At 63.3% G+C, this 23,836-nt stretch carries 20 protein-coding genes and 1 pseudogene; 7 read left to right on the forward strand and 14 right to left on the reverse strand.

Annotated features, from left to right (window positions below; all coding sequences use genetic code 11):
• Positions 1 to 48: 48 nt before the first annotated feature.
• From ACIQLI_RS18180 to ACIQLI_RS18215, 8 genes are all read right to left on the reverse strand, one after another.
• Entirely contained in the window at positions 49 to 2,244 is a 2,196-nt protein-coding gene (locus ACIQLI_RS18180; RefSeq protein ID WP_400390894.1) for a transglycosylase domain-containing protein, read from the reverse strand.
• 106 nt (positions 2,245 to 2,350) lie between these two features.
• Complete coding sequence (locus tag ACIQLI_RS18185) at positions 2,351 to 2,851, reverse strand: ATP-binding protein (RefSeq protein ID WP_354227938.1); 501 nt, start codon at positions 2,849 to 2,851, stop codon at positions 2,351 to 2,353.
• A 239-nt stretch (positions 2,852 to 3,090) separates the two neighbouring features.
• Positions 3,091 to 4,704, reverse strand: coding sequence for a carbohydrate-binding domain-containing protein (locus tag ACIQLI_RS18190; protein ID WP_400390895.1), 1,614 nt, complete (start codon positions 4,702 to 4,704; stop codon positions 3,091 to 3,093).
• Between the two features lie 29 nt (positions 4,705 to 4,733).
• Positions 4,734 to 5,495: a polyphosphate polymerase domain-containing protein gene (locus ACIQLI_RS18195; protein WP_400390946.1), complete on the reverse strand. Its 762-nt coding sequence runs from the start codon at positions 5,493 to 5,495 to the stop codon at positions 4,734 to 4,736.
• 23 nt (positions 5,496 to 5,518) lie between these two features.
• Positions 5,519 to 6,184, reverse strand: coding sequence for a DUF4956 domain-containing protein (locus tag ACIQLI_RS18200; protein WP_400390896.1), 666 nt, complete (start codon positions 6,182 to 6,184; stop codon positions 5,519 to 5,521).
• A complete protein-coding gene (locus tag ACIQLI_RS18205) occupies positions 6,184 to 7,329 on the reverse strand; it encodes a GtrA family protein (RefSeq protein WP_400390898.1) in 1,146 nt (381 codons plus the stop codon). The genes ACIQLI_RS18200 and ACIQLI_RS18205 overlap by 1 nt, the downstream gene beginning before the upstream one ends.
• Entirely contained in the window at positions 7,326 to 8,264 is a 939-nt protein-coding gene (locus tag ACIQLI_RS18210) for a phosphodiester glycosidase family protein (RefSeq protein WP_400390899.1), read from the reverse strand. Before ACIQLI_RS18210 ends, ACIQLI_RS18205 begins: the two co-directional genes overlap by 4 nt.
• Positions 8,265 to 8,329: 65 nt before the next feature.
• On the reverse strand, positions 8,330 to 8,917 hold the full coding sequence (locus ACIQLI_RS18215) for a DinB family protein (protein ID WP_400390900.1): 588 nt from the start codon (positions 8,915 to 8,917) through the stop codon (positions 8,330 to 8,332).
• A gap of 172 nt (positions 8,918 to 9,089) precedes the next feature.
• Between ACIQLI_RS18215 and ACIQLI_RS18220 the strand changes: the two genes are divergently transcribed.
• Positions 9,090 to 11,462: a polysaccharide lyase 8 family protein gene (locus ACIQLI_RS18220; RefSeq protein WP_400390901.1), complete on the forward strand. Its 2,373-nt coding sequence runs from the start codon at positions 9,090 to 9,092 to the stop codon at positions 11,460 to 11,462.
• 70 nt (positions 11,463 to 11,532) lie between these two features.
• On the opposite strand, the gene ACIQLI_RS18225 is transcribed toward ACIQLI_RS18220, so the two are convergent.
• Positions 11,533 to 12,714: a substrate-binding domain-containing protein gene (locus ACIQLI_RS18225; RefSeq protein WP_400390903.1), complete on the reverse strand. Its 1,182-nt coding sequence runs from the start codon at positions 12,712 to 12,714 to the stop codon at positions 11,533 to 11,535.
• Between the two features lie 152 nt (positions 12,715 to 12,866).
• On the opposite strand from ACIQLI_RS18225, the gene ACIQLI_RS18230 reads away from it, so the two are divergent.
• Positions 12,867 to 14,387 (forward strand): sulfatase-like hydrolase/transferase, encoded by a 1,521-nt coding sequence (locus ACIQLI_RS18230; protein ID WP_400390904.1) that lies wholly within the window; start codon positions 12,867 to 12,869, stop codon positions 14,385 to 14,387.
• Here ACIQLI_RS18230 and ACIQLI_RS18235 read toward each other — a convergent pair.
• Positions 14,380 to 15,405 (reverse strand): Gfo/Idh/MocA family protein, encoded by a 1,026-nt coding sequence (locus ACIQLI_RS18235; RefSeq protein ID WP_400390905.1) that lies wholly within the window; start codon positions 15,403 to 15,405, stop codon positions 14,380 to 14,382. The genes ACIQLI_RS18230 and ACIQLI_RS18235 overlap by 8 nt on opposite strands.
• A gap of 251 nt (positions 15,406 to 15,656) precedes the next feature.
• On the opposite strand from ACIQLI_RS18235, the gene ACIQLI_RS18240 reads away from it, so the two are divergent.
• From ACIQLI_RS18240 to ACIQLI_RS18250, 3 genes are read left to right on the forward strand one after another with little or no spacing between them, the layout of a single operon-like run.
• Positions 15,657 to 16,994: an extracellular solute-binding protein gene (locus ACIQLI_RS18240; protein WP_400390907.1), complete on the forward strand. Its 1,338-nt coding sequence runs from the start codon at positions 15,657 to 15,659 to the stop codon at positions 16,992 to 16,994.
• Positions 16,994 to 17,992 carry a carbohydrate ABC transporter permease gene (locus ACIQLI_RS18245; protein WP_400390909.1) on the forward strand — a complete coding sequence of 333 codons (999 nt, stop codon included), beginning with the start codon at positions 16,994 to 16,996 and terminating at the stop codon, positions 17,990 to 17,992. The genes ACIQLI_RS18240 and ACIQLI_RS18245 overlap by 1 nt, the downstream gene beginning before the upstream one ends.
• 10 nt (positions 17,993 to 18,002) lie before the next feature.
• Positions 18,003 to 18,911, forward strand: a complete 909-nt coding sequence (locus ACIQLI_RS18250; RefSeq protein WP_400390911.1) for a carbohydrate ABC transporter permease — start codon at positions 18,003 to 18,005, stop codon at positions 18,909 to 18,911.
• Positions 18,912 to 18,926: 15 nt separating this feature from the next.
• Here ACIQLI_RS18250 and ACIQLI_RS18255 read toward each other — a convergent pair whose 3' ends face one another.
• On the reverse strand, positions 18,927 to 19,286 hold the full coding sequence (locus tag ACIQLI_RS18255; protein ID WP_400390912.1) for a VOC family protein: 360 nt from the start codon (positions 19,284 to 19,286) through the stop codon (positions 18,927 to 18,929).
• 69 nt (positions 19,287 to 19,355) lie between these two features.
• Here ACIQLI_RS18255 and ACIQLI_RS18260 point away from each other — a divergent pair.
• Positions 19,356 to 19,669 (forward strand): annotated as a pseudogene (locus ACIQLI_RS18260) (MmcQ/YjbR family DNA-binding protein).
• Positions 19,670 to 19,754: 85 nt separating this feature from the next.
• Positions 19,755 to 20,051, forward strand: a complete 297-nt coding sequence (locus ACIQLI_RS18265) for a hypothetical protein (RefSeq protein ID WP_400390914.1) — start codon at positions 19,755 to 19,757, stop codon at positions 20,049 to 20,051.
• Positions 20,052 to 20,136: 85 nt separating this feature from the next.
• Here ACIQLI_RS18265 and ACIQLI_RS18270 read toward each other — a convergent pair whose 3' ends face one another.
• From ACIQLI_RS18270 to aceB, 3 genes are read right to left on the reverse strand one after another with little or no spacing between them, the layout of a single operon-like run.
• Entirely contained in the window at positions 20,137 to 20,949 is an 813-nt protein-coding gene (locus ACIQLI_RS18270; RefSeq protein WP_089596173.1) for a bifunctional allantoicase/(S)-ureidoglycine aminohydrolase, read from the reverse strand.
• A 14-nt stretch (positions 20,950 to 20,963) separates the two neighbouring features.
• The gene (locus ACIQLI_RS18275; protein WP_400390916.1) at positions 20,964 to 22,226 is read right to left on the reverse strand and encodes a DUF6986 family protein; all 1,263 of its coding nucleotides are present in this window, start codon (positions 22,224 to 22,226) and stop codon (positions 20,964 to 20,966) included.
• 1 nt (position 22,227) lies between these two features.
• Positions 22,228 to 23,826, reverse strand: a complete 1,599-nt coding sequence (gene aceB / locus ACIQLI_RS18280) for a malate synthase A (protein ID WP_400390918.1) — start codon at positions 23,824 to 23,826, stop codon at positions 22,228 to 22,230.
• Between the last annotated feature and the right edge of the window lie 10 nt (positions 23,827 to 23,836).

The following is a 23,836-nucleotide window of genomic DNA, read 5'->3' on the forward strand; positions in this document are numbered from 1 at the left end:
GGGCTTTGGCGGTGGGATTGCGCGCAGAGCGGGCCTCGCAACGCGGGGTTACCGTCCCGTCAGGCGCGGAACCGCGGGCACCGTGGTGACCGGTGCCGGCGCCGGTGGGGGAGCAGGCGCGGCGAAGGGTCCGCTCGGGTAGAGGGCCGTGGCCTCCACCATGTAATTGGCCCACTGCGGGCCGGCGATCATGTAGCCGTCCAAGGATTTGTAGAACTTTCCGTTGATGGTGACGTTCTGCCCGGCTCGCTGCTGGCCCGCCGTCGTATCCCCAAAGAACGACGCCGTGGCAAGAGTGGTGGTGTAGCCGGCCACCCACGTGGCCCCGTTGTTGTTGGACGTGCCGGTCTTGGCAGCCACGGGAACCTTGGTGTGGACCTTGGGCTCGATCCATACGCCGGAGCCCATCTTGAGTACATCCTGCAGGACGGCGTTAACGCCCCGGGCCACCGACGGTTTCACGGCCTCCCGGCATTGGGGTGTTTGGGCTTCGAACTGGCGGCCCTGGGCATCGCTGATCCCGGTAATCGCGATGGGTGCGCAGTAAGTTCCGTCGTTGGCGAAGGTTGCGTAGGCGCTCGCCAGGACCAGTGGCGCCACGCCGATGGAGCCCAGCAGGTTACCGATCTGGTGCATGTTCACCGGGGCGTTGTCGAGCCCGCTGTGCAGGCCCACGGTATCCACCATTTTCTGGATGCCGCAGAAGTCCAACTGCGCTGCCGTAGCGAACGTTGCGGTGTTGATGGAGTTGTAGAGGCCGTAATTGATGGGCATGGGGCGGTAGTAGCCCACATCGTTGTTTTGCAGGTCGTCGTCGGCGCCCAAATTCTGTGCTTTCTGGGCGGAGCTGTAGCCGCCCATGACTTTGCCGCAGCTGGAACGCCACGGGAACCCCACGGGGTAGACCCTGCGTGAGGCGTCAACCACGGCTGTAGGGTTTTTGCCTTGGTTGAGCCATTCGGCGTAGATGAACGGTTTCATGGTGGATCCCGGCTGGAACCCGCCGGCACCATTGAGGTCGTACCCGTTCTCGTCCTTGGCGTCCACGTTGAAGTTCAGCTGGGTATCGTATTTTCCTTCCTGCGGCACGAAGACCGTGTTTTGGGCCATGGCCAGGATCTTGCCGGTGCCGGGCTGCACCGTGGTCATGGCCGCGCCCCACTTGTCCGGGTTGTCCCCGGCCGAGGCGTCCACTTGGGCCTGGGCCACGGCTTGGAGCCTGCTGTCCAAGGTGGTGGTGATGGTGAGGCCACCCCGGTAGAGCAAGCGCTCGCGCTCGTTGACGGTGGAACCGTAGGTCTCGTCGTTGAGGATCAGGTGTGAGACGTAGTCACAGAAGTAGGTGGCTATGGCTGCCCCCGCGCACCCCTGCCGGGAAGGCGTAATGTTCAGCTCTATGGGGGTTGCGGCTGCCACGCCGTGGTCTACTGCGGTGATCATGCCCTGTTCCAGCATCCGGTCCAGGACGAGGTTTCGCCGGCTCAACGCCGCATCCGGGTCCACGGTGGGGTCGTAAATGCTGGGCCCGTTGACCAGGCCGGCAAGGAGCGCGGCCTGTGGCAAGGTCAGGTCTTTCGCGGAGGTGCTGAAGAAGTATCGTGATGCGGCTTCAATGCCGTAGGCGTCCCGGTTGAAGAACACGATGTTCAGGTACCCCTCAAGGATCTGTTCCTTGTTGAACCGCTTCTCCAACTCGAGGGCGAGTTTGACCTCGCGGAGTTTGTCTCCCATGGTCTTCTGGCCGCTGAGCACCACGTCTTCAGGACGCCCCTCGGACAGCCGCGACTCGTTGAGCACGTTGGTGACGTATTGCTGCGTCAGCGTGGATGCCCCTTGCCGTGTGCCTTTGGTCAGGTTGGAGCTCAACGCCCGGATGATGCCCTGTGCGTCTACGCCGGCGTGATCGTAAAAGCGGCTGTCTTCGATCGCCACGATGGCTTCCCGGATGAACGGCGACATCTCCTCCAGGGGAACCTTGACCCGGTTTTCTGCGTAGAACGTGGCGATGTGTTGGCCGTCCGCGGAGACCACGGTGCTGGAAAGGGAGGGGGAATCGACGTTCAGTTCGCTCGGCAGGTCCTCGTAGAACCCGATCGACCCGCCCACAGTGGTGCTGGTGAATGCCACCACGGGGACCACCAGCCCGCAGATCAATACGCCGCAGAGGATACTCACCAGGAAGTACCCGAAGACCCTCAGGAGGACCTTGCCGAGACCGATCTTTGGACCCTTGTTGCGCGCCATTTTCGTGCCAATCCGTCGGGATGTCAGGCTGAAAAGTAGCTACAGAATACGTCCGGCAACGCGGTTGGGCCATGGCTGGGAGCCCAAATAAGGTCCCAAATCGGACTCAATCCAGCGGCAGCGTGACCCTCACGCTGGTGCCCCGCCCAAGTGCAGAGTCGATGTCTACTGTCCCGCCGGCGTCGTGCACTGCGATGGACATCAGCAGCAGGCCGAAACCGTGCCGCCGGCCGCTGGGCGAGGCGTGGATTTCAAAACCGGCGCCGTCGTCCGTGATGGTCAGCTGGATGCCGTGGTAGACGGCGTTGAGGCGGACGGTGAGCTGGCTGGCGTCGGCGTAATTGAGGGTGTTGCTGAAGGTCTCCTGCGCCACGTGATAGAGGAGGGCGGCGGCCTTCGACGAGATCTCGATGCCGTGGTGCGGGGTGTGCCAGTGCACGGTGACGCCGGTGCGGCGGAGAGGCGCGGCCAGCCGGTCGATGCATCCAGCGACGCCCAGCGCGTAGAAATCCACGGGGTGTTGATCCTGGATGATGCCCTTGACGGCAACTACCTCACTGAGTGCTGATGACTGCTCCATTGCGTCCCCCACATCGATGTCTTTCATACTTGAGATTCGTTGCCGAAACCCCTCGGTATTGGTGTTCCGACTGATTCCAGCGTGGCGCCGCTATATCAAGGAACCTTTTCGTTTGGCTCAAGTTCGCATCAAGTTTGTGGGGGAGGCTTGCAGGGGCGGCCAACCTCGTGCTGGGCGCACCCAACAGCGCCCGACGGGAAAGCACGGCAATGGGCGGGGCGGATCCGAGCTCCGCCCCGCTCATTGGGTCAAACGTGCCCTCAGGCTTACCGGCGGCCGCCACCGCCGCCCGGGCCTTGTGCCTGGGTGTACTGGCCCGCCGTCACTGTGCCCTGTTCCTCAGCTCCATCGGTGGAACCAGTGGTCACCCCGGCCTTCGCGTCGGCGTTGCCCCCGGTGTACACCGTGTAGGTTTCGCCATCCGTGATGGCCGGGGAAGAGAACACCAAGGACGCGGTGGTCTTGGTGGTCACGAACGTGGCAACCACGGCACCGGAGGAGTCCACAATGTGCACCGGAGTGCCGACGGATACCGACGAGTCGAAGGTCAGCTGCACGCCGGACTGCGTGGACGAGCTCCCCGGAGTGACCACCATGCCTGCGCTGCCTGCTGCCGCCACGGTTCCGCCGGTGACTACCAGCTCGCCGTTCACGTCCAGTGCGCCGTTGCCGTCGTTGGTGGGACCGTTGACCACTACGGTGCCGCCCGAAATGGTGGCACTGCCGTTGGAGTCCAGACCGTCGCCCTCGGAGTTGATGGTCAGCGTTCCGCCGGACACCTCCACGGTGTAGTCACCGGCTGCCATCTCTCCGCCGCCCATGCCGCCACCACCCGGTCCGCCCATACCCGCGCCGGCGCCCGCGTCAGCGTCAGCGTCGGTCGACGCGGAGGTGGACGAACCGCCCGAGGCGTTCACGCCGTCGTCGTTCGCGGTGACCGTGACGTCGCCGCCGGAGATGGCGATGTGCTGTGCCTCCAGGCCTTCCTCCGACTCGGCTACGGTGACGGTCCCGCCGGAGACGGTGAGGGCGTTGAAGGCCTTCACTCCGTCGTCGCCTGCGTTGACGGTCAGTGAGCCGCCACTGACCAGCAACCAACCGCGGCCTTCGTCCGTCTCGTTGTCCGCCTTTACTCCGTCGCCCCCCGCGGTCACCTGGTAGGCGCCGTCCAGCAGGACTGTGTAGTCCTTGCCGCGGATGCCGTCGTCCACAGCGTCCACGGTGACCTTGCCGGAAGCCATCACCAAGCCGTCCTTGGACACGATGCCGTCATTGGATTTTCCGTTGACCGTGAGGGAACCGGTCCCGGCGATGGTGAGATCGGCCATGGAGTAGAGCGCAGCGTCGGGGGCGTCTTCGCCCAGGTCGGCGTAGGTGGTGGCGTCGGTCAACGTGTTGGTGCTGCCGTCGTCCAAGTACACGATTGCTTCGTCCGCGCTCTGCACCACAAATGGCGAACCCGCGGAGTTGCCCAGTTCCACGCCGTCCAGGATGATCCGCACCGTATCTTCCTCTCCCGCGGCCACCACGATTTGGCCGTCGCTGAGCGAGCCGCTCAGCCGGTAGGTTCCAGCCGCGCTGATGGTCACGGTGTCGCCGTCTACCGCAACGCCGGTGGAGGACGACGACGTCACTTTGCTGCCGCCGTCGGCCAGGCTGATGGCCACTTCAGTTGCGGCGTCCCACGTGAGGTCGTCGCTGTCGTAATGTGTGTCTTCCTCGATGGTGGCGGCGGTGACTGCATGCTGGGTGGTGGTCGTCGTGGTGGACGTGCCAGTGGTGCCGGTGGACGTTGAGCTGGTGGCGGCCGTGGAGCAACCTGCCAACGATACGGCCAAGGCGACGGCGGCAACGGAAAGGGCGGTACGGAAAGAGCGCATGGTGGGTTCCTAAGTCTGTGGAGGGAAAGTCAGTGGAGGGGGCGCAGTGGCATCCTGCGCCGGAGGGTTTGGTTCCAACGATTGGCCGGGAGCTCGGGATGGAGCGCGGCCATACCGGTGGCGAACTTCGAGATGCGGCACGGCCGGACACCGTGCGCCCACAAGTGCCTGTCCAAGGGGCCTGGAGCGGAGCCGGATTTCGTCTCGATCACCACGGAGTCGTCCAGCATCCACGGTTGGCCATGCGGGCTCTGCCAGGTGACGTCGGCATCGATGGTCGCGCGGCTTCCTGACTTGGGGAGGAAGAGTGTGGTGCGGTCGTAGCGTGTAGAAAGCACTGGCTCCAAGGGGCCGATGTGCACGTCCCCCATCACTGCGGTCAACGTCTCCTTCACATAGGCCAGCCCTTCCTCGGTCAGCCGGTCGCGGTCGCACAACTCATAAGGGATCCGTTCTTTGACCGTGGCCTCCCGGGCACCTTCGGTCTTCACTTCGAGGAAGCTCACAGCACTGTCCACGTAGGTCCGCGTGCGGATCTTGAACCGCCGCCGCCTGCCATGGGCGGCCAGCATATAACTGGCCAGCGAAGGGGTATCGAAATACACGGAGTCGTAGGCGAACGTGCGGTTCCCGTTCATTTCCAGGACCCGGGCCTCGGTGCTGAAGGTGCTGAGGATGGTGCGTGCCGTAGCCGACGGAACCAGGTACTTGCGGTCCACCCGGGTCAGCAGCGCGGCCTCCGTGGTGAGTTCTTCAAGTCCGACGGCGGGTAGCTCGCCCAGTTGCGGCATGATCGGTAGGGCGTCGACGCCGCTCACGCTACACCTGCCGAGGTGGGCACGGCCGGCTGGGCGTGGTGTGCCGGCAGTTCCTGCGGTGCAGGGGAGAGCGCACCGGCGGGCTGGTCGAAGCCGAGCTGTGAGTGTCGCGGCTGCTGCGGCCGGACCGCGTACCGGACGTCCACGATTGTTTTGTCATTGACCATGTCCAGCTCCTGGATGGTGGCCGAGTGGACGGTGCCGCTGAGGACTTCCTCCAGCCGGGCGTAGAGCTCGGGCTCGTTGTTGATGGCCCGGTCCAGGACCACGGTCTGGTGACGATAGGCGGGCAGTACCCGTGGGTTGTCGCCAACGAACATCACCAGGAGGACCAGCGCCATGAGGGCCAGGGTCAGCCAGAGCGGCTCAACCCCGATGCCCGCGATCAGCCCCAAGGCCAATGCCGAGAAGTAGTAGGCCACCTCATGTTGGGCCAGTTCGGTGGACCGGAGCCGGATGATGGAGAGAACACCGAACAAGCCCAATCCCAGGCCAACACCGGCAGCTGAACCGGACAAGGCCGTGGCCACTGCCAGGACGCCAACATTCATGCCCAGATAGGAGACCACCAGGTCACGGCGCCGGTGGCGGCGGAGGTAGAGGGCAAGCGTCAAAATGCTGATGGCAGCGAGGTCTGCTGCGATGAGGATGATGGTGTTCATCAGTTACTCCGGAATCTCTTGGGGGATTGGTCTCCACTTTTCCCGGTCATGCTGTGCTGAAACTGTGCCGGGACCAAGGCTGGGATATGTGTTTCGGTGGCGGCCGGTTCCGTTGAGGCGGCACGGGTTTTTCGGACGAAGAGGAAGCGCTGCTGTACGGCATAGCTGACACCCAACAGGGCCACCTCGGTGACAAGTTTGGCCAGCACGTCAGGAACGGCCAAGGATGTAAGAGTCAACATTGCGGCGTAATTGACGGATAAGAGAGCAACTACCAAGGCCACATAGCCGGTAGCCGCGGCACGGAACGAGGTGTCCCTGCCGTGCTCAAAGACCAGGCGTCGATTGACCAGGAAGTTCACGGACGCACTAACCAGGCGGGCTCCCGCCACGGCCACCAGCAGCGAATCCGTGAACGCGCTGAGGAGCAGGAACATCACCAGGTCCACCACGAATGCGGACAGCGACGAGCCGAGGAACTTCAGCAGCGGGGCGTAGATCCTGAGGGAGTCGGCCACAGGCCTGAAATGCGATCCCAGGTTGTGGTCCAGGTAGACCGTGGCAATCTCCACACATTCAATGCCATAGCCGGCCCGTTTCGCCTCAAGCAACAGATTGAGCTCGTACTCATAGCGCTGGCCGCGGACCGTCACAAGCCACGGGAGCATGTCAGCCCGGTAGCCACGCAGCCCGGTCTGGGTGTCCGGGATCCTTTGACCTGTCGCCATCCTGAACAGGCCACGGGTCACCGTGTTGCCAAACTTGCTGCGGGCAGGGACATTCCCGGAGAAATTCCTGCAACCGAGCACCATTGCGCCGGTCACGCTCCGGACCCGGTCCGCCACGGCAAGAATGTCGGCCACGCCGTGCTGTCCGTCGCTGTCGGCACACACAACGTCGTGGCCCGGGAAGCACTCCGCGATGAAGGAGAATCCGCTCTTGAGCGCGTGGCCCTTGCCACCATTCACCGCGTAACTGAGCACATGGCACCCCAGCCGGGCAACGTCGTCGAACGTCTTTAGGTAGTCCGGTCCAGAGCCGTCGTCCACCACCACAATGGTCAGCCACGGGTCCGCTTCCTGGAGTTTCCGGATGAGGTTGATGAGCTGGTGGTCCGGCTCGTAGGCCGGTATCAGGATGATCATGACTCGGCGATGTAGAGGATGTCGGAGGTGCCGCGCTCTTTGTTATCGCCGAGCGGGTTGTTCACCAGGGAGCCATTGAAATACATGGTGGACGAGCCGCCGCCGTCGATGTTGTACGCGGTGGTGGCGCCAAGGTCCTTCATGATTTCCGCGAGGCCGGTCATGGTGACACCGGCGCTGTAGCCGGGGCTGCGGCCGTCCACCACCACGAACACCAGATGGTTCTCGTCAATGACGCCGACGGCGGTGCGCGGCTGCTCGCCCTGGATGGAGTGGTTGCCGAAGTTGGTATCTACTTCCACGTCCTCGATGCCCGAGGCGATTTCACCGTTGTCCAGCAGTGAGGGGCCGAAGGAGAGGGTGTTCCACACCCCGTCCGCGATCAGCTGGTCAGCGGTGGTGGCGGTCTCGTCGTAGACCTTGACGGTGCCGTCCTTGTAGAACGCCAGGCCCTGCCGCGCTCCCTCGTCGCGGTACACCACGCCGTTGCGGATCACAATGCCCGTGTCCCGGAAGCCGTAGTAGTCGCCATTGATGGCGAAGATGGCGTTATGGTCCTCGGCGATCGCGGACGTTGTCTCCGTAATGTTCTCGCCATAGGTGTCCTCGGCGAACGCCGACTTCAGCGTGGTGGCATCATCAAGCACGACGTCGGCAACGTAGTACGTCACGGTGTCGTCACCGCTGCCGGTGGTCACCGTGGAGACGGTGACGCCGGTGTCACCCGAAGTCCCCTCCGTCGCGCTGTTTGTCGTAGTGCCGGCCTGGCTTGCCTCGTACTCGGAGACGTTGGTGATCTCTGCGTGCGGAATGACGAAGCGGTCCAGGGCCCAGGCGGCGGCACCCCCGGCAGAGAGAGTGACCGCCAGAACGGCGGAGACGACGGCGCGCCGGGTCCGGCTGCCCTTACGGTTCTTGGTCTGTGGAGGAGTCATTCCTCATTTCTACGGAGGGAGGCTACGCCGGAGGTTTGCCCTTCATATGCGTGGGCTGTGAAGGTTCAGAAGTGGCGGCGGTCGGCTTCCCTTGCTGCTTCCTCGATGCGGTACCGGTGGGCTGCCCATTCCTCGGAGTTGCGGCTTGGGATGTTGGGATCGCCCGGCCTTTGGCCTGCGGAGCCGTCGATGAGCTCCCTGATGATGTCCGCATGCCCGGCATGCCTGGCGGTTTCCACGCACATGTGGACAAGTATTTGGTGGAGGGTCACCTTCTTCTTCTCCTCCGACCACCATGGCACAACGCCCAGCGCATCCAAGGGAAGGGACTCGATGGTCTCATCGCTGTGCTTCGCCGAAAAGTGGTGCAGTTCCAGGATCTCTTCCCTGCTCTCACTTGCAGGGACCCACATATCGGAATCCGGTTCGGCGTCCTCCACCAGCCACGGCATCTCCCTGCCACTGGGCCGCCCGAATGTCACCCCGAAATAGTCCAGCTCCACGCTGGCCACGTGCTTCACCAAGCCCAACAGGTTGGTGCCGGTGGGGGTCAAGGGCCGCCTGGCGTCGTACTCGCTGAGGTTCTCCACCTTTCCGAGCAGGTCCGCCCTCCGGAGCCGCAAATAGCCGAGCAACATCGCTTTGTCATCCATGGGGAGCACTCTACAGAAGGGGTCTGAGGGAATTGGGACTCCACCTCCAGATGCGGAAACCGGTACTGCTTTATTCCTCTCTTCCACCTCGCGTTGACTTCAACCCAAGCCAGTGGCGGACCCGGCGAAAGACGCCGGAACCTGTCCAGCCACGAGTGTTAGGAGCAACTCCTTGTCACTTCAATTCCCTCGCAGGACCCTTCTTCAGGGCGCCGGTGCCCTGTCCCTGGCAGCAATGGTCAGTTCGATGTTCGCCCAGAACGCGTGGGCCGAAACCGAACCGGATGCCTCGGAGTTCGCAGCGTTGCGAAGCCGTTGGGTGGACCAGATCACAGGCCGCAATGTCATCCAAGCGGGCGATCCGGACTTCGCCAAAGCGGTCACTGCCGTCAATAACAAGGCTGCCGACTCCTTGGCAAAACTCAACCGGGCTCCAGGCCGAACGTCGGTCTTCACTGACTTGTCCTTCGCCAAGGACGCCGAAATGGTCACCACGTACACGCGCCTGTCACAGCTCGCTACGGCCTGGGCAACACCAACAACGGCGGTGTTCGGGGACGCTTCAGTGCTGGCAGACATCAAAGCCGGCCTCGCAGACGCCAACACCCTCTGCTACAACGACGCCCGGGAAGAAGTTGGGAACTGGTGGTCGTGGGAAATCGGTGTACCCCGTGCACTCGCGGACGCCATGGTGCTCCTGCACGCGGAACTGTCCGCCGACGAGCGTACTGCCTACTGTGCGGCGATTGACCACTTTGTGCCCGACCCTTGGCTGCAGTTCCCACCCAAGCGCGGAAAGATCACGTCTGTGGGGGCCAACAGGGTGGACCTGTGCCAGGGAATCATCGTCCGGTCCTTGGCCGGCGAAGATCCGGCCAAACTCAACCACGCAGTCGCCGGACTCAGCCAGGTATGGCAGTACGTCACCAGTGGGGACGGAATCTTCCACGATGGTTCATTCATCCAACACAGCACCACCCCGTACACGGGCTCCTACGGTGTAGTCCTCCTCACCGGATTGTCCAAGTTGTTCTCGGCGCTGGGAGGCACGGCGTTCGAGGTTTCCGACCCGTCGCGCAGCATCTTCTTCGACGCCGTCGAGGGTTCGTTTGCTCCCGTCATGATCAACGGAGCCATGGCCGATTCTGTTCGCGGCAGAAGCATCAGCCGGGAGGCCAACACGGGTTACGACCTGGGGGCGTCGGCCATCGAGGCCATCCTGCTCCTGGCCCGGGCCATGGATCCGGCTACCGCCACCCGCTGGAGGGGATTATGCGCGGGCTGGATTGCGCGTAATACCTACCGCCCGATCCTGACGGCAGCCAGCCTGCCCAGGACGGCACTGGTGAAGGAGCTCCAAGCCATGGGCATTGCTCCTCTTGCAGAACAGGCAGGCCACAGGCTCTTCCCGGCGATGGACCGCACCATGCACCGGGGACCCGGATGGGCATTGTCGCTCTCCATGTCCAGCAATCGCATTGCCTGGTACGAGTGCGGCAATGGAGAGAATAACCGCGGCTATCACACGGGTTCCGGCATGACCTACTTCTACACGTCCGACCTCGCCCAGTACGATGACGCGTTCTGGGCCACGGCCAACTACAACCGACTCCCCGGCACCACCGTGGACACCACGCCCTTGCCGGACAAGGTGGAGGGTGAATGGGGCGCTGCGGTCCCGGCCAATGAATGGAGCGGGGCCACCGCGCTGGGCGAGGTGGCCGCCGTCGGACAGCATCTGGTGGGGCCGGGCCGCACGGGCCTGTCCGCACGGAAGTCCTGGTTTGTCAGCGGCGACGTTACCATCTGCCTTGGCGCGGACATCAGCACTGGGTCCGGCGCACGCGTGGAAACCATCGTGGACCACCGCAACCTGCACCAGGGCAGCAATGCACTCACGACGACGGCAGGCACCATCGCCGGATCAGCTGGCAGCGCTGAGGTGCTGGGCGATGGGCGCTGGGTACATTTGGAAGGTTTTGGGGGCTACGCCATGCTGGACGATTCTCCACTTCATGTGCTCCGGGAAACCCGATCAGGCAGTTGGGCTGGAGTCAACGTCAACGGCAGTGCCACGGTCCATCAGCGTAACTTCGCCACGCTCTACATAGACCATGGCGCCGGATCTTCCGCGGGCAGGTATGCGTATTTGGTGGCACCAGGCGCATCACTAAACCTGACCCAAGAACTGGTGGAGGGAAACAAATACAGGGTGATCCGCAACGATGCCACTGCGCAATCCGTGGAGTTCAAGACCGCGAAGACCACGGCAGCTACGTTCTGGAAGCCCGGGACAGCAGGGGACTTGGGTGCATCCGGAGCTGCCTGTGTGGTGTTCTCGAGGCACGGCAACGTCCTCAACCTGGCTGTCAGCGAGCCAACACAAAAGGCTGCCACCCTCACATTGACCCTGCCCGAGGGCACGTGGTCCAGCGTGTTGGAAGGTGCCGGCACACTGGGGACAAACGCTGCGGGCCAGACCACCCTGACGTTGGATACCGCCGGACTCAGCGGCCAGACAAAGCTCATCAAGCTCCGCCGATAGACCCTCGTTGTGAGGCCCGTTCTGCGCGCCATTTGGCCCTGGAAGGATGCAGAGCTGGCCTCACAACGGGCTAGAGGTGGCTGACCAACTTGGACCCACACGAATCACGGACAACAATGCGTGGCCGGAGCCTGATTTGGTACAGCGGGCACGCGTCACCTTCGGTCAGACGACGCAACAGGACATCGGCCGCCATGACGCCCAGTCTGTGCTTGGCCGGAGAGACCGCCGTGAGTGGTATCCGGGCGAGGTCGGCCATTTCGTCGTCGTAAGAAACCAGGGCAAGATCCTCCGGCACCCGAACCCCGTGCCTGGACGCCGCTCCTTCCAGCAAAGCCGCTTCCCGGTCTCCGAAGACCAAGGCCGCTGTGGCGCCACTTCCTGCCAGCAACTCGAACATGTGCTCCGCCTGATCGGCTTCCCATTCCGGCTTGGTCGCGCTGAATGCCATCTGGTGGTTCCCATGGGCGTCCAATCCCAACGCAGCGATGGCGGCTTCGTACCCTGCGATGACGGCCGCCTGAGTTGGGTTGCTGCTGCGTGCGGCCTCATTCGCCCGCGTGAGCAGCCCAATCTTTTGGTGACCCAAGCCGTGAAGGTGCATGACGGCGTCGTACGCTCCGCCTTGGTGATCCGAGCAGACGTGCTCTGTTAAGTCTCCCGGCCCCAAATCGTCCAGGCTCCGCTCCAGGAGGACAACCGGCACGGGCAAGGCCATGAGCTCGGCAACGCGCTGCTGGGGGTTGGCCAAACCGGTCAGCGTTGGCACCAGGATGAGGCCATCCACTCCGGCGTCCAGGAGGAATTGGATGCTGGCGTTCTCGCGGGTGAAGTCGTAGTGGTACGTGGACAACTGCAGGCTTGCACCGCGGGCGGAGAGATGTTCCTCGATCCCCTGAAGAACGCGCGGGTAATAAAGCTGGGTGTCCGGGAGAAGGACTCCGATGACAAAACGGGAGCGCTTCTGCGCACGCTGGGGTGCTGCGACGAAGCTGCCTGCACCTTGCCGCCGGACCACGAGCCCTTTGCCCACAAGGTCCTCGAAGGCCCGACGCACCGTGGTCAGGGAGAGCCCGGTCTCTGCTGCCAGTTGCTGCTCGGTGGGAAGTTTCGTCCCCACCGCCCACGTTCCGGCGATGATGTCCCTGCGAAGGTCGTCACTCAGGTCCTGGAACTTCAAATTGGCCTTTGCCGTGTCCCGAAGTGCTGTGGCACCGGAGTCCGCTTGCGGTTCCTGTTTCCTCTTTGGCACGATCCATCTCCACCTGTGGACAGACAATTTCTCTTATCATGCACCACCGATGAGAGAGTATTTAGAGAGTATTTTCCTCCACTTGTGAGTATTTTCGTGCTGTTCGGGAATGCTCATTGATTCCTTGCCTTCGCCCTGCGTAGCAATGGAGGGTGTACAACAAAAAGCCAAATATTCTCTTCATCCTCAGCGACGACCAAGGTGCATGGGCATTGGGTTGCGCGGGAAACACCGAGATCCACACCCCACACCTGGATGCCCTCGCTGCCCGTGGAACGCGCTTGGAGAACTTCTTCTGCGTCTCGCCCGTCTGCTCACCAGCGCGCGCCAGCCTGATGACCGGGGAGATCCCCTCGCGGCACGGCGTCCATGACTACTTGGCCGGCGTTGAAACGGGACCGGAGGCCGTCGATTACCTGCAGGGGCAACGCCTGTTCACGGATGACCTCGCCGACGCAGGGTATCGCCTGGGTTTGTCCGGCAAATGGCACCTTGGGGCCAACGATGTTCCCCGGAAGGGCTTCAGTCACTGGTTCGCTCTGGAGGGCGGCGGCAGCCCCTATGACCGTTCGGTGATGTACAGGTTCGACGGCGGTGCCAGCCACCGGGAACCGGTCACCGAATACTTGACGGACGCGATTACCAGCGATGCGGTGGATTTCATCACCCAAGCTTCGCTGGAGCAGGCGCCCTTCTTCCTGGCGCTTAATTACACGGCCCCCCATAAACCATGGAAGGGGCAACACCCGCCGGAGGTCGAGGAGCTCTACAGCGACTGCATGTTTGCCAGCTGCCCGCAGGAGGCAAGGCACCCTTGGACTCCCACCGTGGAGGGTGTGCCAATCGGCGGCGAGGCGGACGTACAGGCCGCGTTGGTGGGATACTTTGCTGCGGTCAGTGCCATGGATGCCGGGATCGGCGTGGTCCTCAGCCGGCTGGAGGAACTCGGGATCCGGGACAACACCCTGGTGGTCTTCAGCAGCGACAACGGCTTCAATTGCGGCCATCACGGCATTTGGGGGAAGGGCAACGGGACGTTCCCACAGAACGTCTACGACTCCTCCGTCAAGGTTCCAGCGATCTTCGCGCTCCCGGGCAGAGTCCAGCAGGGGCTGGTGCTGACGGAGTTGTTGTCGGCTTATGACGTAGCCGCCACAGTGCTGGAGCTCGCAGGCCTGGACTGCCGTCCCTTCGAGCGCGGGCCGGGGCAGTCCTTCGCGGAGCTGTTGCGCGCGCTGCCGGACCCAGCAGGGAATGCCAGCGGTGGGAATCCCGACGACGGCGGGCAGGCGGCCGCTGCCGGGGAACGCGCAGTCGTGGTCTACGACGAATACGGTCCGGTCCGGATGATCCGCAGCACTGACTGGAAATACGTGCACCGGTATCCGCACGGACCGCATGAACTCTACGATCTCGTGGCCGACCCGGACGAACGCCTCAACCTCGTGGATCGGCCGGCGCATTCCCCTCGGGTGGCCGGCATGCGTGCCCAACTTCAGGACTGGTTCCAGCGCCACGCTGTGCCGGGGCTCGACGGGAGCTGGCTTCCGGTGGCAGGCGCAGGCCAGGCTGCGTCCGTGCTGGGGGACCCGCTGGGGGCCTTCACCCAACCCAACTGGGATGGCACGGACGCTGCCGGCGGCACGAACGCAACTGAAGTTCTTCCTAGCTGACTTCGGTCAGGGCGCGTCCGGCGCTGATGCTGTTGCCGGTTTCTGCAAGCTCCACCGGCCCCCCGGTCCTGGCAGCCTGGTAGGAAGCCAGGATTACCTCGACGATGTGGCGGGCGTGCTCAACGCTGACTTTGGGTGCGCCACCGTCGAGCACTCTGATGAAATCCTGCAACTGCAGGAAGAAGCCCTCTTGGATGTCCTCCGGCTGCGGCTCCCACACCGTGCGGGTGGTGCCGTTGCAGCGAACCAACGTTCCGTTGTGCGGGCTGCAGGAGATGGTGCCGTGCTCGCACACGATAAGGACCTCGTCCATGCGTTGGGCAGCATCGGACACCACCGAGATGCTGACATGGACCCCGTTCCTGAGCGTCAGTGCAATGGCGCCGTCGGTTTCTACGGGAACACCGAAGCGCTTGAGGGTGGAGGCGTTCAACGATCCAACTGCGGCGCCACCAAACCAGATGGAGCGGTCAAGGCAGTGGCCGCCGATATTCATGAGGGCGCCACCACCAGCCATGGCCTCGCTGAAGAACCAATCCGGACGGCTCCCGGGACGGTAATCGGTAGTCCTGTAGTCGCGGATCATCAGGACCCGGCCAAGTTCTCCGCAGGCCAGCACGTCCTCGGCCGCCAGCTTCTCTGGAAGGAAATGCTGAATCTGGCCGATCACCAAGGACACCCCGGCCTCCTCACAGGCACGGATCATGCGATCACAGTCGGCCACGGTGGTGGCCATGGGCTTTTCCACCAGCACGTGCAACCCGTGGTCTGCTGCGGCCACCACCATCTCGAGGTGCAGTGCATGCGGGGTATTAATGATGACGGCGTGCAGGCCGGCCTCACGGAACATCACCGCGTAGTCGGTATAGACGGAAGCCCCCCATGGCGATGCGACCCTCTCTGCGGCTTCATCCCGCAGGTCGCAGACGGCGGCCAATTCCACATTGCTGATCCGCGCTGCGGATGCTGCATGGAAGTGTGCCACGGCGCCTGCGCCAATGATTCCAAGTCGTATCAATTTCCCTCTTTAGCTCGGAGCGAAGCGCGGGCTCGTTTGATCGGAACACCGCGCAGGTCCCCTCGATTGTTGGGCAGTCTGAAAAGAGGAATAAATGCCTAATTCGGCCGAACCAACCTGTCGTTCGCAAGGGATGCCGGGCGCCCATCGAAAGTTTCCAAAATACTCATTGAATCCTGCTTTCGGGGGCTGTGAGAGTCGTCTCACTGAACCGCATCCGGCTGGTTCCCCTCACTCGAAAGGTGATCCCCATGGGCAAAACAGCCCGTCATCTTCGCCCGCTGGCCGCCCTGGTGGGTGCAGCCCTTGCTTTGTCCGCCACTGCTTGCGGCGGATCCACCGATGCCTCTCCTGCCGTCGAAGCCGTGGATATCTCCGGTTCCATCTCGGGCCAGACCGTCAACTACTGGTCGATGTGGAAGGACGGCGAGCCCCAACAGAAGGTCATCGCCACGGCCATTGCAGACTTCGAAAAGGAAACCGGAGCCAAGGTCAGTGTCCAATGGCAGGGCCGCAGCAACACCGAAAAGCTGGTGCCTGCGCTGAACACCAACAACGTTCCGGACCTGGTGGACGGTACGTTCGCAAAGCTGGCGCCCGTGATCGGGGAAACCGGCCAGGCGAGCCCACTGACATCCGTGTACTCATACGAGGTAGACGGCAAAGCAGTCAGTTCGCTGATCCCGGAGAAGTTCACCAGCAACGGCGTCTTCAAGGGCGAAGACGGACAGCCTTGGATGGTGCCCTACAGCATCAGTTCAGATGGCATCTGGTTCGATGCTGCGAAGCACCCGGAGCTTAAGGCGAAGCCGCCGGCTACGTGGGATGAATTCATTGACGTCTTGGACAAGCTGAAGGCCGATGGAACGGCTCCCATCGCTGCGGACGGTGACATCGCCGGCTACAACTCCACGTGGTTCGTCACGGCCCTGCTCCGGCTCAAGGGAGCAGGAAGTTTCAAGGCCCTTGCTGAAGACAAGTCCGGTGAAGGATGGGACGATCCCGCTGTCCTTGAAGCGGCAGGGAAGGTGGAAACCCTGGTCAAGGGCGGGTACCTGAACAGTGGCTACAACGCGAGCAAGTTCCCGGCGCAACAGCAACTTTGGGCAAACCGCGACGCAGCCCTGATCCTCAACGGTTCCTGGACGCCTACCGAAACGGGCTCGTACGCCGCCCCCGGCTTCGAATACTCCTCCTTCCAGTTCCCGGCCATCGACGACAAGCCGGCCAGTGCCCGGGTGGACTTCATCGGCTTTGCAGTACCTGCGAAATCGCAGAACCAGGCCCCCGCGCAGCGACTCGCGGCATTCCTGCTCGGCGCCAAGTACCAGAACGCCCTGGGAACGGAAGCCAAAGTCCTGCCCGTGAGGTCGGACGCGCCGGTGGATCCCGCCGTCGCAAGCGTCAAAGCTGCCATCGACGCCGCTCCGGCCACCCACCTGCAGAACGACGGCGTGACGTTCCCCGGCTACATCGAGAAGGTCTTCTTCCCCAGGGACGATGAACTGTTCCTCGGAAAGACCACGGCCAAGGACTTCGTGGGCAAGATGAAGGAAGCCCAGATCCAGTACTGGAAGGACAACGGCTGATGTCCCTGGGTCTGAAAGAGCCCCGCGCCGGGAAAGTGACACTACAGAATCCTGCCTCGCACAATCCGGTGGCCACGAGGGCATCAGCTCACGGCCGCCGGCAGGGCAGTTCCATTGACGTGCAGCGCAAGAAACTGCTGATTCCCTTCGTAGGTCCGGCATTCGTCTTGTACACCGTCCTCTTCATCGTTCCCGCCCTGGGCGCGGTATGGATCAGCCTCCATAAGTGGGCGGGTTCCGGACCCATGAAATTCGTGGGACTGGACAATTACGGCCGGATCTTCCGGGACCCGCTGTTCCTGTCATCGTTCGGCAACACGTTGCTGCTGCTGTTTGTCGTGGGGGCCGCAATCTTCGTCCTCGCCTTTGCCATGACACTCGTCCTTAGGGACATGGCGGGGAAAAAGGTGGTCCGTAACGTCATCTTCTTCCCCCACCTCATCAACGCGCTCGTGTTCGGCGTGCTGGCAGGCTTCATCTTCAACCCGGGCGGCATGGTGAACAGCATCCTGGCACCTCTTGGTGTGACGGATCCGCCAAAGTGGCTGGCGCAGGACAATATCTTCCCGCTCATCATGGTCACGCTGGTCTGCACTACCACCGGTTACTTCACCACCATCCTGATGGCCGGCGTCGACCGTATTCCGCCTTACTACTACGAGGACTGTGCCCTGGCAGGGGCCACCGCATTCCAGAGGCTGCGGTATGTCATCCTCCCGCTGACCTGGGACGTCTTCGGTACATGTGCTGTGCTGTGGACCATCTCGTCGGTGAAGATCTTCGAGATCGTCTGGGTCTTCGGTGGAAGTTCCGGGGCCGGGGTGCCGCCAACCCAGAGCTGGACGGCCGCCGTCTACACCTACGTCAACGCTTTCTCCGGACAGTCAACGCCGGCCTATGGAGCCGCAACGGCCTCTGCCGTGCTGTCCCTGGCGCTGATCTCCATCTTGGTTGTCCTGCTGCGCCGCGCAATGCGTCGCGACGCCGTCGAGTTCTAAAGGAAATGTCATGAGCGAATACAAATTGCCGGGACCCATGGCTTCCACCCGCAGGCGGGGACGCCGGGGCGTCAGTCCTGCGCTGCGTGGCGAGCGCAGCGTAGTCCGTGGCATCGGGGTGGGTCTGCTGTGGTTGGTGGTCGCGATCAGTATCGCGGCACTGGTGTGGATGGTGGCCCAGGCATTCCGGGACACACGTGCCATTCTTGATGACCCATGGGGCGTGCCGTCGTCCTTGGACTTCGGCAACTTCGTCCGGGCCTGGACGGTGGGAGACTTCGCGGTGGCCACATGGAACAGCCTGCTGACCACGGTGGTGTCCTCGGTCCTGACCGTTGCCATCGCCGCGCCGTGCGCTTACTACCTGAGCCGGGTGGACAACAGGCTGACCCGGGGCTTGAGCCTGTACTTCATCCTGGGTTTGGGCATTCCCGCGCAGGTCATCCTGATTCCACTCTTCGTCATGCTGAACAAGGTGTACCTGACGGACAGCATCATCGGCTTGAACCTGGTGTATATCGGTGTCTCCATGCCCTTCACGGTCTTCCTGCTGACCGCGTTCTTCCGTTCCCTTCCCTTGGAAATGGAAGAGGCCGCGGCACTTGACGGGACCACCGCATTCGGGACGTTCTGGCGCATCACGTTGCCACTGGCAAAGGGTGGCATCCTGACCGCGTTCATCCTCCAGGTCATCTCGCACTGGAATGAAACCCTTTTGGCCTTGACGCTCCTTCAATCCACCGAGAAATACACCCTGCCCGTAGCCTTGATTTCCTTCGTGCAGCAGCAGACTTACTCGGGCGCTGACTGGGGTGGGCTGTTTGCCGGCCTCGTGATCGTAGTCCTGCCGATGCTGATCATCTACGTATGGTTGGGTCGACGCTTGACCGAGGGACTGACACTGGGGATGGGTAAATAGCCCTCGACGCCGGTACTACCGCGGACTCTTGTCGATCACGCAGAAGCGGTTGCCGTCAGGGTCCGCGAGCACCACGAAATCCGGGTCCTCGGGATACAGGTCCCAGTCCACGTGGTGGGCGCCGAGCCCGATGAGCCTCTCGACTTTGGCTGCCTGGTCATCCGCGTAGAGATCCAGATGTGTGCGGGGATGCTCCTGCACGGGTGTTTCACTCAGCATGAGGGCAAGCTGGGGACCGGAGCCGGACGCCGGTACCAGGATCACCCACGTGTCATCGCCGGGCTCCCGGGGGACGTAGCCCAGGGCTCCATGCCAGAACGAGGTGGCCCGGGCCATGTCATTGACGCCCAGGACGGTGCTGCCGATAGTCAACATGGGCCCAGCGTAGCGGCGGGTGCCCGGCATGTCTTGTCGCAGCCGGCCTGACGGTGCCACAGTGAACCCATGGCCACAGAAGACGATGTCCGCCGCATCTGCCTTGGAATGCCCGGGGTGAGGAGCGTCCCAGCTGGGGACAGCCGGCATGGTTCGCCAAGACGCTCATGGCCCGCATCTGGGAAGAAGGCGTGGGCACCGTCAAAACCGATGAACGCGAAGCGCTCGCAGCCATGGAACCTGACACCTTCTTCTGGACCCCGCATCACGACCAATCCCCGCAACTCATGCTGATCCGGCTCGAGCGAATCGACGTGGATGAGCTGGATGAGCTGCTGCAGGAGTCGTACAGAATCGCGGGCGGCCCCGGGAAACCCAAGTAGGTCGCAGTTAAGGCCGTTCTGAGCCCTCAAAACGGCCTGAACTGCGACTCAGTTGGGTAAGGACGCGCAGGTTAGACTCGGCCGCATGGGGGAACACAACGCAGCCGGGGAACACAACACACCGCGGCCTGCCCGCAAACTGGCGACCGTCGTCGTGCCTTTGCTGGGACTGATCGCGGTGGTCGCCGGGGTCATCGTGGCGTGGAGCAACCTGGAGACGAACGTCGGGTGGTTTGCCTACGCGCCACTCAGCAACGAGGTGTTCGTGGGGGACAACGGTTCATTCGTGAGTAAAGGGACGCAGCTTGGCCTGGGCATCGCGGGCCTTGGCCTGCTGGTCCTCGCCTTCTGGGCGGGATTCGCCATAGGCCGCCGCCGCTGAGTTCGCCGGAGAAACGCGAAATCGCCGGAAGGCTCCCAGCGAACTGGCAGCTTTCCGGCGATCCCGGGACAAGCAGAAGCAAAGACTAGGTGAGCTTCACCTGGCGGTTCATGTCCTTGTACAGCAGGTAACGGAACTCGCCCGGACCACCTGCGTAGCAAGCCTGCGGGCAGAACGCGCGCAGCCACATGAAGTCGCCGGCCTCCACCTCAACCCAGTCGTTGTTGAGCAAGTACATGGCCTTGCCCTCAAGGACGTACAGGCCGTGCTCCATGACGTGCGTCTCCGGGAAGGGGATCACACCGCCGGGCTGGAAGGTGACGATGTTGACCTGCATGTCGTGGGCGAGGTCGCTGGAGTCCGTGAAACGCGTGGTCTTCCAGACGTCGTCGGTGTCCGGCATGGAGGTGGGCTCCACGTCCTTCTCGTTGGTGACGAAGGACTTGGCTTCGAAACCTTCAAGGCGTTCGTAGGCCTTGCGGATCCAGTGGAAGGAAACGATGTCGTCGGACACGTTCTCCAAGCCCCACTCTGAACCGGCAGCGAGGTAGGCGTAGCCGCCCTCTTCGAGGTGGTGCAGTTCGCCGTCGAGGGTCAGGTTGACCTGGCCCTTGGTAACGAAGATGACGCCTTCGACGCCGGACTCGAACTCGGCCTTGGGAGCCCCGCCGCCCGGCGCGATCTCCACGATCAGCTGCGAGAACGTGGTGGCGAACCCGGAGATCGGCCTCGCGATGATCCACGACCGCGTGTTGGAGAAGCCCGGCAGGTTGCTGGTGACGATGTCCGTCATGACGCCCTTGGGGATCACCGTGTAAGCCTCGGTGACAATGGCCCGCTCGGTGGTCAGTTGCGTCTGCGGCGGCAGGCCGCCCTGCGGGTAGTAGTACTTGCCCATGCGAAATGCTCCTATCAGTGCGAAGTTGGTTGCGCGAGCCGCGGGTGCGCCAGTGCGGTCAGCTGTGAAAGTTCGACGCCGGCAAGCGCCTTGACCTCGTCGGTCCCCACTGCGCCGCACTGGACGCCGCGGAGGACGAAGCCGGCAAGGGCGCGGGCCGTGGCGGGCTCGTCCATGACGCCGCCTTCGGTGCGCTCCACGTAGTTACGGAGGCGCAGTGCCGCAGCCGGCAGGCCTTCGCGGTAGAAAGCGTACGACGCCGAGAAACGGCTGGGGAGCTGGGCGGCGTGGAGGTCCCACCCTTGGTAGTAGCCGTTTTCCAGGGATCGACGCACCAACCGGCCGTGCAGCTTCCAGGCATCCTCAACACCATCGCCCACGGGGATGATGTTGGTGGAGCCATCGGAGAGGCGGATGCCCGTGCCGGCGACAGCAAGCTGCATGACTTCCTTGGCGAAGTCGGCCACCGGGTGCTCCATGGACTGGTATTCCGCGGAGATACCCAGCGAAGCGCTGTAGTCGTAGGTCCCGTAGTGCAGGGCGCTGATGCGGCCCGGAACTACGTGGGGGAGCTGCGCCACCGGCGAGGTTCCGTCGGCGCCGATGATGAGCTGCGGGGTTTCCACCTGCACCTCAAAGCGGAGCCGGCCGGCGGGAAGCCCGTGGACTTCTTCAAGGCGGGACACCGCGAAGTCCATCGCCTGCACCTGGGCCACCGTGGTGACCTTGGGCAGGGTGAGGATCAGTCCAGCGGGGAGCTCGCCGGCTTCAGCCAACGTGGAGACGAACAGGTCCAGCGTCTTCAGGCCGCGTGCCCGGGTGGGGGCTTCGAAGCATTTGAAGCGGATGCCGATGAACGGCGGAGCCGTCCCGGCCGCAACGGCAGTGGCAACAGCCTTGGCGGCAGCAACGGCGTCGGCGTCTTCTGCCTCATCGCCGCGGTCGCCATAGCCGTCTTCGAAGTCCAAACGCAGGTCCTCGATCGGTTCAGCAGCCAGCTTGGAAGCCACCCGGGAGGCAACAGCGGCAGCCAGGTCGGGCTCCTGGCCCAACAGCCGGCCCAGCTTTTCCAGGCCGCCGTGAGCTTCCGCAGTCGCCAGCGCTTGGGCGCCCCATTCTGCCGCAAGGGAAGGAGTGAAGCGGTCGGCCGGGATGTAGACGGTGTGGATGGGCTGGCGTGAGCCGTCGTCGCCGGGGTAGTTGCGGTCCAGCAGTTGGTCCGTCGCGGCAAGCTGCGACTCGATGTGGGCCAGATCAGAGGAAGAGAATGAGCCCATCTCAGCCCACCAGCTCGTACGCGGGAGTGGTGAGGAAGTCCGTGTAATCGTCGGACAAACAGATGTCCTCGATCAGCTTGGACGCGGGCTCGTAGTACGCCTTGAAGTTCTCGTCACCAAACTCGATGCGCAGGCGCTCGGTTTCTTCGCCCAGGATGCGGCTGACGAGCTCGCGGGTCACGGTGTTGCCCGTGTCCGCGAGGACGGACTTGTTGCGGATCTGCTGCCACACCTGCGAGCGGGAGATTTCCGCCGTCGCTGCGTCTTCCATGAGGTTGTGGATGGCAACGGCACCGCTGCCGGAGATCCAGACACCGGTGTAGGCGACGGCGACGTACAGGTTCAGGCGCAGTCCGGCTTCGGTGACATGTCCCCCGGCGGAGGCGACGTCGATGAGCTGCTCAGCCGTGACGTTCACCTCGGGACGCTGCTTGTCCAGCTGGTTGGGCCGGTCGCCGAGTACGGAGTCGAAGACTTCGCGGCAGGTGGAGACCAGGTCCGGGTGGGCAACCCAGGAGCCGTCGAAGCCGTCGTTCGCTTCGCGGGTCTTGTCGGCGCGGACCTTGTCGAAGGCTGCGGCGGTGACGTCCGGCTGCTTGCGGTTGGGGATGACGGCGGCCATGCCACCCATGGCGAAGGCGCCGCGCTTGTGGCAGGTCTTGACCAGCAGTTCGGTGTAGGCCCGCATGAACGGAGCCGTCATGGCCACGGTGGCGCGGTCCGGGAGGACGAACTCTTCGCCGGCATCACGGAAGTACTTGATGATGCTGAAGAGGTAATCCCAGCGGCCGGCGTTCAAGCCCGAGGCGTGATCGCGCAGTTCGTAGAGGATCTCGTCCATCTCGAACGCTGCCGGGATGGTCTCGATGAGGACAGTGGCGCGGACGCTGCCCTGCGGGATGCCGAGGAAGTCCTGTGCGAACACGAAGACGTCGTTCCAGAGGCGGGCCTCCAGGTGGCTCTCCATCTTGGGCAGGTAGTAGTACGGACCCTGGCCGTTGAGGAGCAACTGCTTGGCGATGTGGAAGAAGTGCAGGCCAAAGTCCACCAGCGCACCCACGGCGGGTTCGCCGTCGATCAGCAGGTGCCGTTCTTCCATGTGCCAGCCGCGCGGGCGGGCCACCACAACGGCCAGGGGAGCGTCGGTGCGGAGACGGTATTCCTTGCCCTCGGGCGAGGTGAAGGCCAGGGTTCCCTGGGCGGCGTCGCGGAGGTTGAGGATGGCGTCGATGACGTTGGGCCACGTGGGCGTGCTGGCGTCTTCAAGGTCAGCCAGCCACACCTTGGCGCCGGAGTTCAAGGCGTTGATGGCCATTTTGGCCGGGGTTGCGGGGCCGGTCATTTCGACGCGGCGGTCCTGCAAAGCTGCCGGTGCCTCGGCAACTTTCCAGTCGCCGTCGCGGATTTCCTGGGTCTCCGGGAGGAAGTCCAGGCGGCTGGTGTCCGCAACTTTCTGGCGCTTGACGCCGCGTGCTTCCAAGAGCTCGTTGCGGGTGCCGGCGAAGCGCTTGTGCAGTTCCTCGATGAAGGCCAGTGCCTTGGGGGTGAGGATTTCCTCGGCACGATCGATCGGCCGGGGATCGGTGACTGTGATAGCCATGTGAGCGGAT

It is taken from the genome of Paenarthrobacter sp. NPDC091669 (assembly GCF_044756725.1).
In the GTDB taxonomy this organism is placed as follows: domain Bacteria; phylum Actinomycetota; class Actinomycetes; order Actinomycetales; family Micrococcaceae; genus Arthrobacter; species Arthrobacter bambusae_C.

Bases quoted from the DNA above. Each gene is read 5' to 3' on its own strand.
- ACIQLI_RS18255 (WP_400390912.1), bottom strand. From the start codon at position 19,286: ATGTTGACTATCGGCAGCACCGTCCTGGGCGTCAATGACATGGCCCGG.
- aceB (WP_400390918.1), bottom strand. From the start codon at position 23,826: ATGGCTATCACAGTCACCGATCCCCGGCCGATCGATCGTGCCGAGGAA.
- ACIQLI_RS18245 (WP_400390909.1), top strand. From the start codon at position 16,994: ATGTCCCTGGGTCTGAAAGAGCCCCGCGCCGGGAAAGTGACACTACAG.
- ACIQLI_RS18275 (WP_400390916.1), bottom strand. From the start codon at position 22,226: ATGGGCTCATTCTCTTCCTCTGATCTGGCCCACATCGAGTCGCAGCTT.
- ACIQLI_RS18210 (WP_400390899.1), bottom strand. From the start codon at position 8,264: ATGACTCCTCCACAGACCAAGAACCGTAAGGGCAGCCGGACCCGGCGC.
- ACIQLI_RS18190 (WP_400390895.1), bottom strand. From the start codon at position 4,704: ATGCGCTCTTTCCGTACCGCCCTTTCCGTTGCCGCCGTCGCCTTGGCC.
- ACIQLI_RS18185 (WP_354227938.1), bottom strand. From the start codon at position 2,851: ATGAAAGACATCGATGTGGGGGACGCAATGGAGCAGTCATCAGCACTC.
- ACIQLI_RS18195 (WP_400390946.1), bottom strand. From the start codon at position 5,495: ATGCCGCAACTGGGCGAGCTACCCGCCGTCGGACTTGAAGAACTCACC.
- ACIQLI_RS18200 (WP_400390896.1), bottom strand. From the start codon at position 6,184: ATGAACACCATCATCCTCATCGCAGCAGACCTCGCTGCCATCAGCATT.
- ACIQLI_RS18265 (WP_400390914.1), top strand. From the start codon at position 19,755: ATGGGGGAACACAACGCAGCCGGGGAACACAACACACCGCGGCCTGCC.
- ACIQLI_RS18240 (WP_400390907.1), top strand. From the start codon at position 15,657: ATGGGCAAAACAGCCCGTCATCTTCGCCCGCTGGCCGCCCTGGTGGGT.
- ACIQLI_RS18180 (WP_400390894.1), bottom strand. From the start codon at position 2,244: ATGGCGCGCAACAAGGGTCCAAAGATCGGTCTCGGCAAGGTCCTCCTG.
- ACIQLI_RS18250 (WP_400390911.1), top strand. From the start codon at position 18,003: ATGAGCGAATACAAATTGCCGGGACCCATGGCTTCCACCCGCAGGCGG.
- ACIQLI_RS18215 (WP_400390900.1), bottom strand. From the start codon at position 8,917: ATGGATGACAAAGCGATGTTGCTCGGCTATTTGCGGCTCCGGAGGGCG.
- ACIQLI_RS18205 (WP_400390898.1), bottom strand. From the start codon at position 7,329: ATGATCATCCTGATACCGGCCTACGAGCCGGACCACCAGCTCATCAAC.
- ACIQLI_RS18270 (WP_089596173.1), bottom strand. From the start codon at position 20,949: ATGGGCAAGTACTACTACCCGCAGGGCGGCCTGCCGCCGCAGACGCAA.